At 43.6% G+C, this 19664-nt stretch carries 12 protein-coding genes; 2 read left to right on the plus strand and 10 right to left on the minus strand.

Translation table 11 applies throughout. The annotated features are described in order from the left end of the window. Positions 1 to 49 precede the first annotated feature (49 nt). Positions 50 to 1708: a glutamine--tRNA ligase gene (glnS, locus tag HJG39_RS01640; protein WP_268406029.1), complete on the minus strand. Its 1659-nt coding sequence runs from the start codon at positions 1706 to 1708 to the stop codon at positions 50 to 52. A 344-nt stretch (positions 1709 to 2052) separates the two neighbouring features. On the opposite strand from glnS, the gene HJG39_RS01645 reads away from it, so the two are divergent. Then, positions 2053 to 3138, plus strand: a complete 1086-nt coding sequence (locus HJG39_RS01645) for a LacI family DNA-binding transcriptional regulator (protein ID WP_268406031.1) — start codon at positions 2053 to 2055, stop codon at positions 3136 to 3138. Positions 3139 to 3169: 31 nt separating this feature from the next. On the opposite strand, the gene HJG39_RS01650 is transcribed toward HJG39_RS01645, so the two are convergent. The 9 genes from HJG39_RS01650 to HJG39_RS01690 all read right to left on the minus strand — a co-directional run bounded on the left by HJG39_RS01650 (position 3170) and on the right by HJG39_RS01690 (position 15033). Beyond that, positions 3170 to 4681, minus strand: coding sequence for an MFS transporter (locus HJG39_RS01650; protein ID WP_268406034.1), 1512 nt, complete (start codon positions 4679 to 4681; stop codon positions 3170 to 3172). Between the two features lie 49 nt (positions 4682 to 4730). Next, positions 4731 to 6167, minus strand: a complete 1437-nt coding sequence (locus HJG39_RS01655) for an MFS transporter (protein WP_268406036.1) — start codon at positions 6165 to 6167, stop codon at positions 4731 to 4733. 754 nt (positions 6168 to 6921) lie between these two features. Continuing rightward, on the minus strand, positions 6922 to 7443 hold the full coding sequence (locus HJG39_RS01660; protein WP_268406039.1) for a gamma carbonic anhydrase family protein: 522 nt from the start codon (positions 7441 to 7443) through the stop codon (positions 6922 to 6924). Positions 7444 to 7469: 26 nt separating this feature from the next. Then, positions 7470 to 8324 carry an acyl-CoA thioesterase gene (locus HJG39_RS01665; protein ID WP_268406041.1) on the minus strand — a complete coding sequence of 285 codons (855 nt, stop codon included), beginning with the start codon at positions 8322 to 8324 and terminating at the stop codon, positions 7470 to 7472. 92 nt (positions 8325 to 8416) lie between these two features. Next, positions 8417 to 10240 (minus strand): protein kinase domain-containing protein, encoded by a 1824-nt coding sequence (locus tag HJG39_RS01670; RefSeq protein WP_268406043.1) that lies wholly within the window; start codon positions 10238 to 10240, stop codon positions 8417 to 8419. A gap of 137 nt (positions 10241 to 10377) precedes the next feature. Beyond that, entirely contained in the window at positions 10378 to 11967 is a 1590-nt protein-coding gene (locus HJG39_RS01675; RefSeq protein ID WP_268406046.1) for a dihydrolipoyllysine-residue acetyltransferase, read from the minus strand. A gap of 13 nt (positions 11968 to 11980) precedes the next feature. Continuing rightward, a complete protein-coding gene (locus HJG39_RS01680) occupies positions 11981 to 12958 on the minus strand; it encodes an alpha-ketoacid dehydrogenase subunit beta (RefSeq protein WP_268406048.1) in 978 nt (325 codons plus the stop codon). After that, the gene (locus HJG39_RS01685) at positions 12958 to 14145 is read right to left on the minus strand and encodes a thiamine pyrophosphate-dependent dehydrogenase E1 component subunit alpha (RefSeq protein ID WP_268406050.1); all 1188 of its coding nucleotides are present in this window, start codon (positions 14143 to 14145) and stop codon (positions 12958 to 12960) included. The genes HJG39_RS01680 and HJG39_RS01685 overlap by 1 nt, the downstream gene beginning before the upstream one ends. A gap of 366 nt (positions 14146 to 14511) precedes the next feature. Further along, the gene (locus HJG39_RS01690) at positions 14512 to 15033 is read right to left on the minus strand and encodes a hypothetical protein (protein ID WP_268406052.1); all 522 of its coding nucleotides are present in this window, start codon (positions 15031 to 15033) and stop codon (positions 14512 to 14514) included. A 539-nt stretch (positions 15034 to 15572) separates the two neighbouring features. On the opposite strand from HJG39_RS01690, the gene HJG39_RS01695 reads away from it, so the two are divergent. Next, a complete protein-coding gene (locus HJG39_RS01695) occupies positions 15573 to 19583 on the plus strand; it encodes a rhombosortase-dependent M36 family metallopeptidase (RefSeq protein ID WP_268406054.1) in 4011 nt (1336 codons plus the stop codon). Positions 19584 to 19664 lie beyond the last annotated feature (81 nt).

Genomic DNA, 19664 nt, shown 5'->3' on the forward strand with positions numbered 1-19664 from the left:
CTCTTTTTTATTACCAATTAAGCAGCCAGTAAACAACACTAGTGATTCATTACTCGCCCATTTTCGCCCACGTATCACGTAGCGCAACGGTTCGATTATAAACAGGCAATGCTTCAGAGCTATCTTTGTCACGACAGAAGTACCCTGTACGCTCAAATTGCATACCGACGCCAATTTCCACGTCTTTAATCGAAGGCTCAACAAAGCCTTGAATGACGGTTAATGAATTCGGGTTCAACGCTTCCGCTAACTCTACTTTATTTGGGTTTTCAACATTGAATAAACGGTCGTAAAGTCTGAATTCTGCAGGCACTGCTTGCTTCGCCGCCACCCAGTGAATAACGCCTTTGACTTTACGTCCATCCGCAGGTGCTTTACCTAAAGTGTCTGGATCGTAGGTACAGTAAATGGTAGTTACTTCACCGTTTTCGTCTTTCTCAATGCGTTCAGCTTTAATCACATAAGCATTACGTAAACGCACTTCTTTTCCTAAAACAAGACGCTTGTACTTCTTATTAGCTTCTTCACGGAAATCGTCTTTTTCTATCCACACTTCTTTAGAAAATGGAATTTTGCGCGTGCCCATTTCTTCTTTCGAGGGGTGATTAGGTGCATCTAACCACTCAACATCGCCTTCGAAGTTTTCAATAATAAGCTTCACAGGTTCAAGCACTGCCATAGCGCGTGGCGCATTTTCATTCAGATCATCGCGAATACATGACTCTAGAACGCCCATTTCCACAACATTATCTTGCTTAGTTACACCAATGCGCGAACAAAACTCTCGCACAGAAGTTGGCGTATAACCTCGACGACGAATTCCCGCAATGGTTGGCATGCGTGGGTCATCCCAGCCAGAAACGTGCTTTTCTTCAACCAATTGAATGAGCTTACGCTTACTCAGCACCGTGTATTCTAAGTTCAGGCGAGAAAATTCATATTGCTTCGGCGTTGCTTCAACGCTGATATTGTCAATCACCCAATCGTATAAACGACGGTTATCTTGAAACTCTAATGTGCATAATGAATGTGAGATATTTTCGATGGCATCCGAAATACAATGAGTAAAGTCGTACATCGGATAAATACACCATTTATCACCCGTTTGATGGTGATGCGCAAAGCGTACGCGATAAATAACTGGGTCCCGCATACACATGAAAGGCGAAGCCATATCAATTTTCGCCCGTAGGCAGCATTCGCCTTCTTTAAAGTCACCTGCCGCCATTTTTTCAAATAGCGCAAGATTCTCTTCTGGCGACGAATCACGATATGGACTTAATTGCCCCGGTTCGGTTAACGAGCCACGCATTTCACGCATGGCTTCTTGCGTTGAAAAATCAACATAAGCCAAGCCTTTGTTGATCAACTCTTTTGCGTAACCAAATAACTGATCAAAATAATTCGATGAATAACGGACTTCACCATCCCATTGATACCCCAACCAAGAAACATCTTCCTTAATTGCGTTAACGTAATCGATGTCTTCTTTTTCAGGGTTAGTGTCGTCAAAACGTAAATTACAGGTTCCCTGATAGTCCTGCGCAATACCAAAGTTCAAACAGATAGACTTAGCATGACCAATATGCAAATAACCATTTGGCTCTGGTGGAAAACGGGTATGTACGCTGGAGTGCAATCCTGTTTCCAGATCTTTATCAATAATTTGACGAATAAAATTGGTTGGGCGGGATTCAACCTCAGCCATATTCAGCAACCCCTAAAGTTAGAATGTCGTTATACAAAAGGCCGACATTATATCGCATTAGCTAATCACAAGTCAGCGACGATTTGTTGGATCAAAGCAATATTTACAAATGAGAATATTTTAATGGTTTTCCGACATTCTATAAAACGATACAGATCAGGGTAAACGTGGACTTTGGCAATTAACAAAATATTCATTTTTCTTTGCTCTACGGGCTGTCTTTGTGTTACAAGAATTTAAATAAAAACTAAAAAATGAAGCAAAGCACTGGTTTTTCGCTCATGCACCCTTTGTTATTTCTAACATTTTTGTTTCTTCAAACAACAAAATCGTAGTAAGAAAAAATGAAAGACAAAGCAACCTCTTTTGACATAGCCCACATGGCAGGTGTTTCGCAATCTACCGTTTCCCGGGCGTTACGTAATAGCCCTTTGGTTAGCATAGAGACACGCAATAAAATCAAAGAGATAGCAAAACAGCTCAATTATAAAGTCGATAAGAATGCCAGTAATTTACGGCAACAACAAAGCAAGACGATTGCCTTGTTGTTATTTGAAGATCCCACTTCAGACGACTCTAAAATTAATCCTTTTTTCTTAACTATGTTAGGAAGCATTACTCGTGCCTCCGCAGATGCAGGATATGACTTACTAATTTCATTTCAACAATTTAGTAACGATTGGCACGCTGATTTTGAAGATACACACAAAGCCGATGGAATTATTTTGTTAGGTTATGGCGACTTCGTTAACTATCAAGATAAAATCGACAAACTGGTACAACAAAGCACACACTTCGTGCGCTGGGGCGCGATTAATGACACCTCACCCGGCATTACCATTGGCGGCGATAACTACAACGGTGGACGCATGCTCACTGAGCATTTGCTAGCGCTTGGTCATCAACGTTTTGTTTTTATTGGCGGGGCGAATAGCAGTTGCCCAGAGTTTCTGGATCGTTTTAATGGATTTAAAGATGCGTTATGCCATGCAGGTGTGCTCGATACCAACCAAACCGCGCACCACTGGGATGCTATTTCTACGGAAACTTCGGGCTATAATGTGGGTAAAGCGTTAATTGAATCTGGCGAGCAATTTGATGCCATTGTCTGTGCCAGCGATATGATAGCGGTGGGCGTTATGAGTGCGCTGCAAGAAGCCGACATCAGGGTGCCAGATGACGTTGCCGTTGTTGGCTACGACAATATCCCACTCTCTAAATTTACCTCTCCTCCACTCACGACGATCCGACAAAACACACAACTGGCAGGCCGTTATTTAGTGGACGCGCTGGTTAAACTCATTAATAAACAACCTGCTGAGAATATTTCCATTCCTGGTGAGTTAGTAACACGACGCTCTTGTGGCTCAACCGCAACACCAAACATCACTGAGGAACAGGAACACCTTCTAGAAGAAGATTTAACCTAGTCCACCAGCAATGCTTATTGTAGTAAACGATTTAATGCGCTTCCTTCACTCGTAGCGTTAGCAAACCAGCTAATATCATGCTGACTCCACCAATTAACAACGCATAAATTGGTTGATTGTCGAACACACGACTAACAAGGAAGCCTAAAATACTGGCGGCTAGAATTTGGGGAAGCGTAATGAAGAAGTTAAAAATCCCCATGTAGATCCCCATCTTATTATTTGGCAAGGCATTAGCGAGCAACGCATAAGGCACAGACAAAATCGACGCAAAGGCAAAACCAACACCCACCATGGATGCCAACAACCAAACTGGGTCCTCAATTATCAAATAGGACGCTAACCCCAAACCGCCTAACAGCAGATTAATGAAGTGCGCCACACGAAGATTGGTTTGCTTAACGAGGATAGGAATAACTACAGCGGCAATAGCAGTAAAGCCATTATATGCACCAAATAACACGCCAACCCAGTTTGCTCCTTCATTGTACAATGCGGAGGTAGGGTCGGAACTGCCATAATGATAAGAAGTTACCGCCGGCGTACTGTAGATCCACATTGCAAACAAAGGGAACCATGAGAAAAACTGCACCCATGCTAATTGTTTCATCGTTTCGGGCATAGCGAATAGGTCGTCCATCATGGTTTTGAATCCGTGTGAACTTTTCGTCGATTTGGCAAACTGCGCCGCCACAAATTGGGCAACACCAAAAAAGATCACCATGCCACTAAGAATAAACAATTGTTTGTCTAAGTGCGCTTGAAACGCGGCAATAATCGCGGTTAACACAATACCAACTGCGGTCCACTGAATGGCGCCTTGTGTGTACTTTTCGGCACTACGTTTAACATGCACCACAGGCGTAGAAGCCGCTTCAAACTCTCGCTCTGCTTTTTCAAAGGCTTCTAGCTCTTCAGGCGAGTATTCCTTCGTTGAATAAACCGTCCACCATACTGCGGCTAAAAACACAACCGCGCCTAGGTAGAATGAATATTTTACGGTATCGGGGATCTCCCCCGCTCCAGCAGTATTACTAATTCCCAAAAACTCCGCAAAGATATACGGCATTAGGGAGGCAACCGTGCCACCAATGCCAATAAAAAAGCTTTGCAAAGCATAGCCTGTTGGGCGTTGCTTTTTCGGTAGCATATCGCCAACAAATGCGCGGAACGGCTCCATGGAAACATTAATTGAAGCATCCATAATCCATAACATACCAGCAGCAACCCACAAATATGGGGAGTTAGGCATGATGATGAGGGCTAAACTCGCCGCTAACGCCCCCCATAAAAAATAGGGTCGACGACGACCTAATTTGTTCCATGTGTTGTCACTCATGTGACCCACAATAGGTTGAACAATTAATCCTGTGATCGGAGCGGCGATGGCCAAAATGGCCAGATTGTTATAATCGGCTCCCAAAGTTTCGAAAATCCGGCTGACATTTGCATTTTGAAGCGCAAACCCAAATTGAATCCCCATAAAACCAAAACACATATTGAATATTTGCGAAAAGCTTAATTCGGGTTTGGTCCGCTGCATGTTTTACTCCTATTGCTCGGCCTTTATGCAAAAGCCGTATTCTTATTATTTAAATTTCGCGCCCTTGTGTTTGACGCTTATCCGAAACGGTAAACCAGCTAACGGCTGAAATCGCTAAGCATAGCGCTGCTATCCAAAACACGACATTTTTGTTTTCTGCTCGGCTCATTACTAAGCCAACCCCTAAACTAGCAACCAATTGCGGCAACACCACAGAAAGGTTAAACAACCCCATGTAAAAACCCATTTTAGATTGCGCTACCTTCTGCGACATGATGGCGAAAGGCAGACTAATGGTTGCCGACCAACCAATACCTAATAGCGCCATCACCACAAAAAATAACGTTGAATGACTCCCAACCACGGACAAGAGAAAATACCCCAACGCCATCGATGCAATGCAGACAGCGTGAGTGACTAAGCTGCCTTTTCTTTTCGCGATAGGTTGCAAAACCAAAACCGGCAAAATAGCGGCAACTAAGGACAGAATTAAGAAGCCGATATTGACCATAGAACCAACAGCATCATCGCTAATGTCAGGCTGGTTATATTTTAAGAAGGCCACCATGTATATAAACATGGATTGAATACCAACCCAGGTAAAAGAGTGTGCCGCCAGCACTTTTTGAAAGCCCACATGCGGGTTGCTACCGCCTTCTTTTTCCAGCAAGGTTTTGCCAACAAACAATACCGTCACAATAAAACAGACAATTTCAACAAAGAAGTGATCAAATTGCACATCAAACAAACGCGCAACCAAAGCATAAATGCCATAGGCTAAAAAGCCCCAAAGTGGGCGAATAATAAGAAAACCTTGCCCTAAAGAAGCGGTTTGTGCGGGCTTATCATCGGAAGGTAAGTTGTCTTGCGCAAGTTGGCGCGATTCAGTAACGAAAAATACAGGCACAACAGAAAACACTAACACTAAAAACGCACCAATATAAATCAGCGCATAGTTACTCCAAAACGAGCCAATGGCATAGGCTAATACACCGAATGTACCAGACACCGTTTGCATCCATGTGTACCCTTTGGTGCGCTCATGCCCTTCTGGTGTTACATCAGCAATAATACTGCGCGTCGGGTTGAAGCTAATATTAATGGAGAGGTCGAGAGCTAACGCGACGGTAATAGCAACACCGAGAATTCCCGCCATCTCCAATGAAGATGAAATAACATCAATATTGGGTAGCGCTAATAACCCTAATGATGCGAAAACGCCACCAATTAATATAAATGGACGCCGACGCCCCCCCCAAAACCACACTTTGTCGCTAAGCATGCCAATAATCACTTGCCCTAAAATGCCTGCAATGGGACCGGCTGCCCACACAAAACCAACATCGTGAATATCTAACCCATATTGTGTTGTTAAAATCCAACTTAGTGCGGCTATTTGAACAGAAAGCGCAAAACCCATCGCAGTAGAGGGTAAGCTAAGAATAGCGTAAAACACGCTACTCAGATTTTTTTGTATTGTTAACATATTGTTTACACGGTTAATTAAAAGAAGAAGTCCACTGTTTGCAACTTCTTAGGCCGTTATTTTTATTGGCATTCACTATAAGTGTTTGGTGTTAATTTACATCATACATACGTATGCAAAACTACGTTAACAATTTACAACATAAGCGTTTACAACCTAACCATACTGAATAGTTAATCACCTTTTAAGGCGAATACAGAGCGACGATTAAGCCATTCTAAAATGCCCTTAGCGACTTAATTAAAGCAGGAGAAATGCTGCCAGTTTCCATCGATAATTCGTTATTTTCCACGATCAGCCGGACGGAATATCCTGTTAGCAAACACAGAAAATCCTGTGGATAAAATTAACAATAGGGTAAATATATATAACACATTTCCTGTGTAACCTATTGAATTTAAAACACTCTATTTTTTTTAATAAAATAGTTTATTTAATCACAATAGTTGCGCTAAACTTATCTGCCTAAGTAAGATTTATGCGTTTAGGCTGGCCGCTCGTTTTTAAAAAAACGTAAAACAGCCTAAGTTCACATCAGTTAGCGCACGGCTCATATCGTTGAGCCATTCCCCTAGCCCAGAGTTGATTTCATCTCTGGGCTTTTTTTATTGTTTACTTTTATTCGCATAAACTTGTGTGAACAAGTCTTAGATAAACACGATTCAGTAATATGAATAGTGGGCAGCCACAAAAAAGAAAACTCAGCCTTTAGCTGAGCTTTCTTCCACGATACATGTCCGACTAAACAGAGAAATTATTCTTTAATCTGCAAAGAAGCTTTGTACTGTTTAGCGTTGTCAATATAGTGCTGAGCAGACGCCTTTAAGCCAGCAATTTGCTCTTCAGATAACTGCTTAACCACTTTACCGGGCGATCCCATAACCACTGAGCCATCTGGAATTTCCTTACCCTCAGTCACTAAAGCATTGGCACCAATAACACAATTTTTACCGATTTTGGCACCATTTAACACCACCGCATTAATGCCAATTAAGGAATAATCTCCTATCGAGCATCCATGCAACATAACTTTGTGTCCAATCGTCACGCCTTTGCCAAGGGTCAATGCAAATCCTGGGTCAGTATGCAAAATTGCGCCATCTTGCACATTTGAACCTTCTCCAATAGTAATTGCTTCACAATCACCACGTAACACCGCGTTAAACCAAACACTGCTGTCTTTTTCCAGTCTCACGTCACCGATAACGTGGCTACCCGGTGCCACAAACGCACTATCGTCTTTTTTAACTGTTTTTTCGCCTAATGAATAAATCACGTTTTCTCCAAGTATCGAATCATGGCTTATGCTTCTGGAACTTTCCTGATCAAGCCTTCCTGTGTTGTTGAAGCGACTAGTTTGCCATGAATGTCAAAAAATTGCCCACGCACAAACCCTCTGGCTCCACTAGCACTTGGTGAGTCTGCGCAATACAAATGCCATTCATTGAAGTTAATAGGGTGGTGAAACCAAATGGCGTGATCGATAGTGGCAATGCGCAAATTCTTGTCGGTTAATTTCACACCGTGAGGCAGCAATGATGTCATCAAAAAATGATAATCAGAGGCATATGACAAGGCCGTCTGATGCACTAAATTCGACTGTTCTACAGGCTCTTTTAAACGCATCCATGTATAACGCTTCGCTTCCTTATGTTGGCCCGGTATGGTGACAGAACGCAGATCGATGGGCTTGTGGTAGATAAGTTTGTCGCGAAGCGACATAGAAATATTTGCATCGGGATGTTCAAAACGCTTAATGTCGGGTTCAATATCGTCGGGTCCTGGCACATCCGATGGGATTGAAAAGGTTTGATGCTCCAAACCTTTTTCAGCTTTTTGAAATGAGCAAACAGAATCAAAAATAACGCGTCCATGCTGAATAGCTTTCGCTCGTCGAGTAGAAAAGCTTCGCCCATCTCGCACGCTTTCAACCTGATAAACAACGGGCGCTTCTGCATCACCCGGCAAAATGAAGTAACAATGAAATGAGTGACAGGACATCCCCTGATCAACCGTATATTGTGCGGCTGCCAACGCTTGCCCCATAACTTGCCCACCGAACAAAGCCCGAAAACCTAAGTCCCAACTCTCACCTCGGTAAAGACCTTCTTCCAACTTTTCTAGCGTTAATAGATCCGCTAACTTGGGTTCTTTCACGGTAAACCTCCACATACTTATTAACTCGCTATTACAACTTTAGCTGATACTCAATATATGACCTAAAACCCACGTTACAATAGCACCTTAGCTTAAACTTGCTTTGGATTGCGTGGATAAAAGCGCTCCGGCAAATGATCGTGATGCTCGAAGAAACGAGTGTCCTTGTATGGAAGCTTCATAAAACCTGAGATCCCAACCCCTTCGATTTCTGGAATAAGTTTCACTAGGCGCTGCAAGCATGAGCGAAAATCAGCTTCTTTTTTCGGGTCTAATAACTTGTAGTAGCTGTGAATTTTCATATGCAATTCTAAAGACTCAAAAATAATGCAACCAGTATGATGAATTAGGTTTAACTCTCGAATAATCGCCAATATGGCATCAGGCAGTTTCAATAATTCATCTGGATCATCGCCATCCTCAAAATACGAGTGCATGCGACTTTCATCGTTGTCCAATGTCGCATCAAAACTCACTTCATAAGGAATCTTCATTGTGTCCCGAGCAATAAAAGGCTGATTGATGTCTGTCCTTTCCAAGTGCAAAGTGTCTTTGGCATTAAACATACAACTTTTGAAAATCCCAACGCGATGAATCGCTCTTGCCAGATTCACTACATTATTCAATACGGTATCGAAAGAATACTTAAGTGTGTGATCGTAAAGATTTAGACTGGAATCAATGTAAACACCGGAGGGCTCCCAACGCACGGCGATGCCCCCCACCACCGGAAAACGTCCTAATCGAGCAACTTCCGAAACAAACGCTTTTTCGGTTTCACCCATACCTTGCATATAATTTTTGTAATAGCGTTCAAATTGGGCGTCGTTAATATAACGAAGCTCGGCATGATAGTTTTCCGCCCGCAGAAACGATTTGCGCGAGCTGTATACAACGGTTTCAATTTCTTTATATTCTGCATGATGTCGGGCGGGAATTAGGCGTTTAACCGTCGGTTGTACATAATCCGCAAACACCATGTTTTTCATATAATGTGCGTTATTGATTAAATAGTCACCCGCTTGCTGGCGTGTACGCATGTCTTCACTAAGCAACCCGGTTAGCACTTCTGCAAGCATAACTGGCAACCCCAAGGAACGCGGAGTTATAACTTTAGTGCCAAAGCGACAAGATTGACCCGATGCGAGTGCATATAAGGTACTAGCCACTCCCTGCTCATCAAAGCGAGGCGTAGATAACCCACCGTTTAATTGCTCATCACCGATAAAATACACATCTCCCAACCTTGCGTTCGTTTGGTGTAAATCGCCGGACATTAAATCCATCACATTATTAGCAATATATTGGCCTTGACTATCCATTTGCGCAAACACCGAAGATCCCCAATCAATCAGGCCAATTTCTTCTGTTTCGGGATTAAATACGATGTTGGAAGGCTTGATGTCACCATGCACAATAGGTTTTTTCTGCTCATTGATTGTATGGTTGCGCAGGGTGTTGAGGATATCCGTTAGCTGCACCGCAATTTTTACCACCAAACGCGGTTCTAACGGCCCTTTTTGTAAGGAAAGCTGTTCTAAATCCACTCCTTGCGCACGCTGCATGACCAAAATTGCTTGTTTACCGACTTGTAGAAATTCCACTAGGCCCGGCACCAAAGGATGCTCAACATTCCCTAACATAAACGCTTCTTCTTCAAGTCTATCTTGAACATGTTGAGGGAGATTGGCACGCGAGAACTTAAATACCAATGCTTCGTTGTCGGGAGACGTCCCCCCGAACGCAAATCCGTAAGCTCCTTTGCCAATTAGCTCTATCTGACGAAATCCCAATTTTTCTAATTGTGCAATACAGAGGTTGATCCAATCTTTCAACTTTTGGGCATCGGCATGGGAAAGCAGATAAATGGACTGTTCTTCTGGAATATAAAAATGCTTTAGATTAGAAACGGGCACTTTGTTTAAGTCCTTGCAGAAAACAACGTTTTTACGTTATCAGGGTTTAATAAATCTGAACAGCAACAAAAAGCCCGCTAAAATCAGCGGGCTTTTTGTTGCTGTTCAGTGTTCTCAACTAAGTGTTCTCAACTAAGTTATCTCAACTCACTAAGCATACTCAGTGGATTCTCTAAGTAAGACTTCCAAAGATTGCAGAACTTCACCATGGTTGCGCCATCAATAATACGATGATCACCGGACCAGCTAACATGCATGATATTCACGGCTTTCACTTGGTCATTTTCATCGAAGCGCGGTAATTTTTGCATTTTACCTAAAGCGACAATGGCAGATTCTGGCTTATTGATAACAGGAACCGCAACTGTTCCACCAATGACACCCACGTTAGAAATGCTGATAGTGCCGCCTTTTAAATCAGCCTGAGACAATCGTCCCTCACGGGCCTGATCCACTAATCGATTTGCCTCTTTTGCCACATCAAGCAACGACAAATTCTGCACTTGCTTGATGTTTGGCACAACTAAGCCAATTTTTGAGTCCACCGCCATACCAATGTTGTGATCATCAAAATAGGTCAATTCCGTGCAATCATCATTCACCTGACTATTAATAATCGGGAAATGCTTGAGTGCTAATGACATGGCTTTGATGAAGAAAGGCATATAAGTTAATTTCACACCTTGCGCTTCAAACTCTGGCTTTAACTGCGCGCGAGCAGCAATTAACGCATCCATAATCACTTCTTCGCTAACACTGAAATGCGGAATGGTATAAACCGATTCTGTCATTTGCTTGGCCATTGCCGCTTTAATGCCACGAATTGGCTCTGTGCGCTTACCGCCAGAAGGCGCGCTGCTTGTTGCAGGTGATGATGTGGTTTGCGCTGACGCCGATTGTTGATTCACATGGCGCTCAAGGTCTTCTTTCATCACACGGCCTTTTTTGCCGCTGCCTTGTACCAAACTAATATCGATGTTCATTTCTCTAGCGCGGCGTCTTACCGCTGGGCTTGCAACCGCTTTACCCGGACGCGCAGAGACTGGTGCTTCATTTGATGAGGTTTGCGCCTGCGCACTCGTAGATTGAGCAGGAGCCTGAGCGTTTGTTTGGCTGCTGGCTGGCGCGGCTGCTTGGCTAGTGCTGCCCTCCACTTCCATAGCAAACAACGGCGTATGAACTTTAGCAATTTCGCCTTGCTGATAATACAAACGCACAACTTTACCGGTATGTTTAGCTGGAATCTCAACAACGGCTTTATCGGTCATCACTTCAGCAACTGGCTGATCTTCTTGGATCATATCGCCTTCTTGAATGTGCCACTTTACTAGCTCACACTCAACGATACCCTCACCGATGTCGGGCAAAATGAAGTCTTCAATACCACTGGAAGCTGTCGAGGGTGCGCTTTGTTGGCTTTGTGTGTTTTCTGCTGGAGCTGCACTTGCTGAATTATCAACCTTTACATCGTTTTCCGTGCTTTTTTCACCTTCAACACGCATCGCAAAAAGTGGTTGATGAACCTTGGCAATATCACCTTTTTGGTAGTACAACTCTTCCACTGTTCCTGAATGCATGGCAGGAATCTGTACCACCGCTTTGTCCGTCATGACTTCAGCAACAGGTTGATCCTCAACAATCTGTTCGCCTGCACTGACCAACCATTCAACTAATTCACACTCTACGATGCCTTCTCCGATGTCGGGCAAAATAAAATCTGTTCGCATTTTTTACCCTCTCTTAGAAGTTCATTGAACGTTTAATGGCTTCATATACCTTAAGTTCATCAGGCATATATTCTTTTTCATGCGCCAGTGGGAACGGTGTATCTAAACCGCACACGCGCATAATTGGCGATTCCAGATACAAGAAGCAACGCTCTTGTACTTTAGCCGAAATCTCGGCAGCGAAGCCACCTGTTTGCGGCGCTTCATGGCTAACAATTAAACGCCCTGTTTTTTCAACAGATGCACAAACGGTTTCCGCATCCCACGGTAAGATGCTACGCAAATCAACAATCTCGCAAGAAATCCCGTCTTTTTCCGCCATTGCAGCCGCTTTTTCCATCACTTCCATTTGTGCGCCCCACGCAAGCAAGGTGATGTCTGAGCCTTCTTTTACTACTTCAGCTTTGCCTAGAGGTAACTCGTAATCTTCTTCGGGTACATCACCCACAGAAGCACGGTAAATACGCTTCGGCTCCATGAATAAAACAGGGTTGTCGTCGCGAATAGAAGCCAGCAACAAACCTTTCGCTTGATAAGGGTTACGTGGTGTCACGATTTTCATACCCGGCGTGTGTGCAAAGTAAGCTTCTGGTGATTGTGAGTGATACAAGCCACCTGCAATGCCACCGCCATAAGGGGTACGAATGGTCAATGAGCCAACAGAGAACTGACCGCCAGAACGATAGCGCCATTTAGCTGTTTCATTCACGATTTGGTCAAACGCTGGGAAAATGTAATCACCAAACTGAATTTCCGCCACCGCTACAGAGCCTTGAGACGCGAGACCATTTGCAAAGCCGATAATGCCTTGTTCTACTAGTGGCGTATTGAACACACGTTCTCGGCCAAACTTTTCTTGTAAGTTACTGGTTGCTCGGAAAACGCCACCAAAGTGACCCACATCCTCACCGAGCACCATGACGCGCTCGTTTTCTTCCATTGCTGTCATAAGTGCATTATTAACAGCTTGCAACATATTCATTTGTGCCATTATTCAACTCTCCCTGCAGTTTTAGGGTAATGTTCAGGGTACTTTTTAATGTGTTCTTTTAAGTCTTTAAGTTGCTCTTCTAAATGCCATGGCACCTCTGAGTAAACATCGGTTACAAGATCATCAATTGGGCAGACTGGCACTTTCTCAACACGCTTGAGTTCTGTCAGTACATCTTGTCTCATGGCTTCAACATGCTTGGCATTTTCTTCTTGGTTCAACCAACCTTTACTCACCAACCAATTAGCCATGCGGGCAATGGGATCTTTCGCTTTCCACTGCGCTTCTTCTTCCTTCGAACGATAACCCGTTGGATCATCCGATGTAGAATGCGCGGCCAAACGGTAACTCATGGCTTCAATCAATACTGGACATTTTTCGGAAACGGCAATTTCACGTGCCTTTTGGGTTGCCGCATAAATGGCAAGTGCATCATTACCATCAACTCGAATAGTTTTAATACCGTAGCCGATACCACGGGAAGCAATACCATCCCCTTTGAACTGTTCATCTGCTGGTGTAGAAATGGCGTAGCCGTTGTTACGACAAAAGAAAATAACAGGACAACTTAACACCGCCGCCATATTCAAACCCGCGTGAAAATCCCCTTCTGAAGCCGCTCCTTCACCGAAATAACAAATGGTCATGGCATCTTTGCCTTCCATTTTTTGCCCATAAGCGTAACCCGCAGCTTGAGGGATTTGAGTACCAAGAGGAGAAGAAATAGTCATAAAGTTCAGTTCTTTCGCGCCATAGTGAATAGGCATTTGACGCCCTTTATTTGGCTCCTTTTCATTACTGAACATTTGGTTCATGAATTGTTCGGTTGTGTACCCTCTATAAGCAAGAGCCGCTTGCTCGCGGTACTGAGACATGATCATATCATCAAAAGAAAGTGCAGCAGCACTGGCTGCGGAAGCAGCTTCTTCACCGGTTGAAGCAAGATAGAAGCTGATACGTCCCTGTCGCTGTGCGGCAACCATACGCTCATCAAGTACGCGTATAAATTGCATGGTCTGAAAAATTTTCAGCGCAGTTTCTTTACTTAGCTCAGGCTCTACAGCACCTTCTAGGACTGTGCCGTCTGGCGCTAAGATTTGCAGCATAGGAATATCAATTAATCCATTCGATATGATATTAACTTGATTCACTACACCAACATCTGACAAGTGATTTCTGGTTTTCATGTTAAGCCTCGCGTGGTGCCCACAACTTTCAATTAAGTTAGGGAAGTACAGGAAAGGTCAGTGCATTAAAGCCGCTTTCTGGCCGCTGCAACTTTACCCGTATTTTGAGCATTTTTAACTGGCCTAATGGTAGAGCAAGCATGTAAACAAATTGTTGCTTTTTAGTATTGTAAGGAAAGCTTCAAAAACAATAATTTCCTAAAAAACAGAGTTTACTAGGATATAACAACTTCAACATAGGGAATACAAAGAATATATTTGCAGGAGTGTAGAATATCCATCCTACTAGGGTAAATAAACAGAACGTGGTTTTATTAACATGTGACTGGGGACGAAGCTTTATCAACCCCAGCCCAATAAAGTGGATTAATAAGTGGCTTTCCCCTGCGCCTTCGGGTCATGCCACAATTGTAGCTCAGCACTTTTCACAAAGGGTAATGCTTGAATCGCATTGTATTGCTCTAGCATATCTGTGTCGGCATTAAACGAAAGCTCGAATACACCTTCCGTTAACGTCTTCATTGTACCGAGTTTTTCCAATTGTGTTTTAGCCGTTGCTAGCGCCAAAGCTTGTTTATTAGCCATAACAACCGCAATACGCTCAGTTACCTTTACCTTTGTTTGTGATGCCGCATGCGTCACATATACTCCCGGCTTTATCATCGCCGCACTGTAAAGGTATTTTTCACCATTAATAACAACGGATTTTGTCATTTTTTTCTGCTCAACAACAACCTTATCTTGCAGTTTTGGTGGCGCTGCTTGCTCCAGTTCTTTCGACTGCCCCTTTTGCTCAATTTTATTCTCACCGGAATCACAAGCAATTAACACAAAAGAACTTAATGTAAAAACAGCTCCCTTCAAACTCAGCTCAAACACTTTGTTCATGCATACTCCATTAAAATGTTATAACCCTAACAAATGCGGGATATCGACTTATCAAAATAGCAAAGGCATTTTAATAAAACGAATGCTTTTTTAATCACTATAGCTGAATGCTTTATGTTGTCTCACTATACTCACGCTAAAGCCTTGAGGAAAATCAATGTCCTACTGTAAACCAGCCATAAATCACGCAAAATTCTGTCCTCGAACAGATTTAGTTTAATTTCCAAGTATTTTTGTAAAACTGGGAAAAATCGCCTATAACCTGCATTGCAGCTAGATTTCAGATCATCTTTGAATTAATTCATTACAATTTACAGGTAATAGTTTTAACCGATAATGAGCTTTCAGCTTTTGTTCATATTGCAATGATCAATTCTAGCGAGTTAAAGTTAGTGGGGATATACGAGAGTGAGTTTGAATTCTCGGCCCATCAGTAATACATCAGAATTCACCAAAATGAATGTTCTAGGATGAGCTAATAATAATAACCCACTCACTCTCTTTATCATTCGTAACATAATAATATTGAAGGAATTAAAATGAGAACTTACCGTCCAACTCTATTGGCGACTTTAGTTTCTGCGGCCCTCTCCGCAACGACAGCTAATGCAGCCATAGATGCCAACAACCAGCTCGTTGCACCTAGTAATTTTGATAAAGCCAGCGTATCTAAACGCGTTTTTTCAGGTGACGTATTAGCACAGAAGAAACTTGCAGAAAGAGCAACAACAACCGGAATGCGTAGTCATTTCGATGCTAATCTTGGCAAAGCCACTTTCGTTTGGGGCGGTCAATCTTTTAGCAAGCCCGATTTAAGCATCGTGGCACCAGAGCATCGCACCGAATACGCAGCGAACTTTTACCTTAACCAACTAACCGGTTTTTCCGCTGAAGCTACCAATGTTGGTAACAAAGCTAAACTTGCTTACACTCATGACCTGAAACGTGGCGCAATCGTTGCCAAATATCGCCAACAGGTCCACGGCATCGAAGTATTCAACAAAGAATACAACGTGATGATGGACAGAGAATATAACCTTGTCGCAGGCTCCGGTTATTTCGCGAATAAAGCCCCCGAGAGCAAAGCCTTGTCGATGCTGGCAAACTTTGGCTCTGCTGAAACAGCGCTACAAACAGCCATTGCTGACTTAAGCAGCAAACAATCTCAAGTACATTTAACCCAAACAGAAAAGAAAGGTGGTTATCAATTATTTGAAGCAACCACCACAAGCGGCCCCCTTGTTATCGGCCAGCCTCGCACGAAAAAAGTCTTCTACGATGTCAATGGCGACCTTGTTTCTGCCTATTATGTTGAGGTGTCTTTAGGTAGCGCTGACGACGTAACAAGTATCGATCACAGTTATGTTATCGATGCTAATTCAGGCAAAATCTTGTTCCGCAACAACTTGGTTGCACAAGAAGGTGAATTCACTTATCGCGTTTACGCTGACCCTGATGGTTTCCCTTGGGAAGGTCCTCACGGTGATGTCATTCCAGCGGCCGTGCCAGATCAAGACACTTCCGTTATTTTGGATGCGCCATTGGTCACAGTTCGTAACTTCAACAAAATCAGTACAAATGACCCTTGGTTAACTGATGACGCTACGATTACATCCGGTAATAACGCCTTTGCTTATGCTGACGTAATTTCACCTCAAGGCTTTACTGACGGTGACTACACTGCGGAAATAACATCAGATAAAACCTTCGATTACCAACTTTCTGGTGACTTAAGAGCATCGAATCTAACGAACGGTAAAGCCGGTGTCGTTAACTTATTCTTGTTGAACAACTTCCTTCACGATTGGTGGTATGACCACGGCTTCGATGAAGCGGCTGGTAACGCTCAGCTTCTCAACTATGGACGAGGCGGTGTTGATGGAGATCCTCTAGAAGTTCAAGCACAGGATTTCAGTGGTTTAAACAACGCAAACATGGCGACACCTGCTGATGGTGGTAGCCCTCGTATGCAGCAGTACCTGTATAATTCAAAAGATGCAAAAAATGGTGAAGATCAAGGTCTAACCATTACTTCTCATCCTGAATTAGGCTTATTGCAAAGCTTACAACTTTCTTCTTTCGGACCCGTTCAATATGACTCCGTAGGCGGCGAAATTGTTCGCTTAACCGACGCGAACATTCCTGGTGATATAACCGAATTTGATGGTTGTGAAGCAGCAACAAACCCAGAAGCCCTCACAGGTAAAATTGCCATCATCGATCGTGGTTCTTGTGCTTTTACTGACAAAGTATTAAATGCACAGGAAGCGGGTGCAATTGCGGCAATTATCGTAAACAACAATGATGATGGCACACCTGCCCCAATGGGTGGTGAAGACGTAAGGGTAACAATTCCTAACGTTGGCTTGAACTTCCAAGATGGTCACGCAATCTACGACCTATTAGCAGACGGAGATACCGTTACTGCTGAAATGTTCAGCAACTTCCCACTGAAAGATTCATCATTCGATAACGGTATTGTTGCTCACGAATGGGGTCACTACATCCAGAACCGCTTAGTTGGTAATGCTAACGGTCTAATCAATTTCCAAGGCCGCGCAATGGGCGAAGGCTGGAGTGACTTCCACTCTATGATGTTCTTGGTGAAAAGCGCTGACCGTGACATCGAAGGTAACAGCGAATTCCAAGTGCCTTATGCAACCGGAACTTATGTAGAAGACTTCTATCGCGGTATCCGTCGTGTACCTTACACGCCAAATATGGAAATCAACCCACTAAACTTCAGACACATTGAGTCTGGAGCAGGTACAGATGTTGGCCTTCCGGGCACTAACGTTGCCTCTCCTCACGCAGCGGGTGAAGTCTGGGCAACCGTATTGTGGGATGTTTACGTTAATCTACTCAATACTCACGAGTTCGATGTTGCACAAACTCGTATGGCTGATTATTTAGTTGCTGGATACAAGTTAACGCCTATCTCACCAACTTACACTGAAGCTAGAGATGCATTACTCGCGGCAATGTATGCAAATGATCCAGCTGACTATGAGTTAGCGCTACAGGCATTTGCTCGTCGTGGTATGGGCTTGGGTGCAGTTTCTCCAGATAGATCAAGCACAACAAATGAAGGTGTAATAGAATCATTCAACACAGAACTTGCTTCGTTCTCCGCTGAAGAAATTAATATTAATGCCGCATTTGATGGTGTTGAAGTTGGCTTCTGCTCCAACGACAACATCTTTGATAAAGGTGAAACAGCAGAAGTTACCGTCAAAATTAGAAACGCCGGTAGCCAAGCTCTTGAAGGGCTTCCTGCTCGTCTGAAAGTCACAAGCGGTCATGATGTCACTATCGAAAATGATGGTTTGATCACATTTGGCAACCTTGACCTATTCGAAGAGCTTAGCAGCACGCCATTGAAAGTTACGCTAAATGAGGCCGACATGGCTGATGCGGTAACGTTCGAAGTTGAGTTCCTAGAGGCAGAAGGCATCGAATTACCTGCACCAGCACAAATCACAACCTTAGTTAACATGGACTTCACTCCACGCGCGACAGTAAATAATGCATCTACTGACGACATGGAAGACTTTGCGTCCATTAATAACTGGCCTATCAATATCATGGAAGGCGGTGATCAGGCAGCGGATACGCGTCGATTCGACACAGAAAACACAGGTTTCTTCGCTCAATTAAATGCTGGCGTTGCATTCGGTGAGCAAACCATGTTCATCCGTAACAACGATTTCAGTTCTGATGTCGCAATTGAATCTCACCCAATTGAAGTCGGCTTTGGCGGTAACTTTGAGGTGAACTTCTGGCACTTCTACTGGTTAGAAGATAACTTCGACGGTGGTGTTGTTGAAATCAGCATTAACGGCGGTGATTGGGTTGATGTAACCAGCGTTGGAGGCGAATTCGACGTTGGTTACAGCAGCACGTTACAAGATGAATTAGCGGGACGTGAAACCTTTACGGGTATAAATGGAGATTTAAATTCAACAGCGGGTAATACAGAAACTATCAGCTTTGGCGACTCACTGGACGGTCAAACGGTTCGCTTCCGTTTCCGTGTTGTTTCTGACGTTACTGTCTCTTCCGGTTTCGGTTGGTACATTGACAACGTTACCTTCTCTAACATTTCGTCACCTGTTTTCACTGATTTAGTGCCTGGCGATACTTTCGCCTGTGACAACTCAGCGCCTAAGCTAACCTTGTCTGATACAGCGCTAACGGTTAACGAAGGAGCAAGTGGTACAGTCTCGGTTTCACTAACAGATAGAAACCCTGACGATACGCACACGTATGCGTGGACGCAGGTTGATGGTCCAGAAGCAACACTTTCTGGCGCAGACACGGCTGAACTAAGCTTTACTGCTGGAGAAGTCGCATCAACTTCAACCATGACATTCCAAGTTGCCGTTAACGATGGCACGGATACCGTAGCATCTTCTGTCACTGTGACAGTAAATGATGTGCCTGACGCGCCTGTTGAGCCGCCAAGCTCAAGCAGTAGCGGTGGTTCTGCACCTTGGTATAGTGTTTTATTGTTACCATTGCTTGCACTTCGCAGACGTAGCAAGAAGTAACACCCAAAACATCGATTTACTCGCTAATACTTAGCGAACTTAAACTAAAACAGAGAGCGCGTTTTACGCGCTCTTTTTTTA

The sequence above is a fragment of the Alteromonas sp. a30 genome (genome assembly GCF_026788005.1).
Lineage (GTDB): Bacteria > Pseudomonadota > Gammaproteobacteria > Enterobacterales > Alteromonadaceae > Paraneptunicella.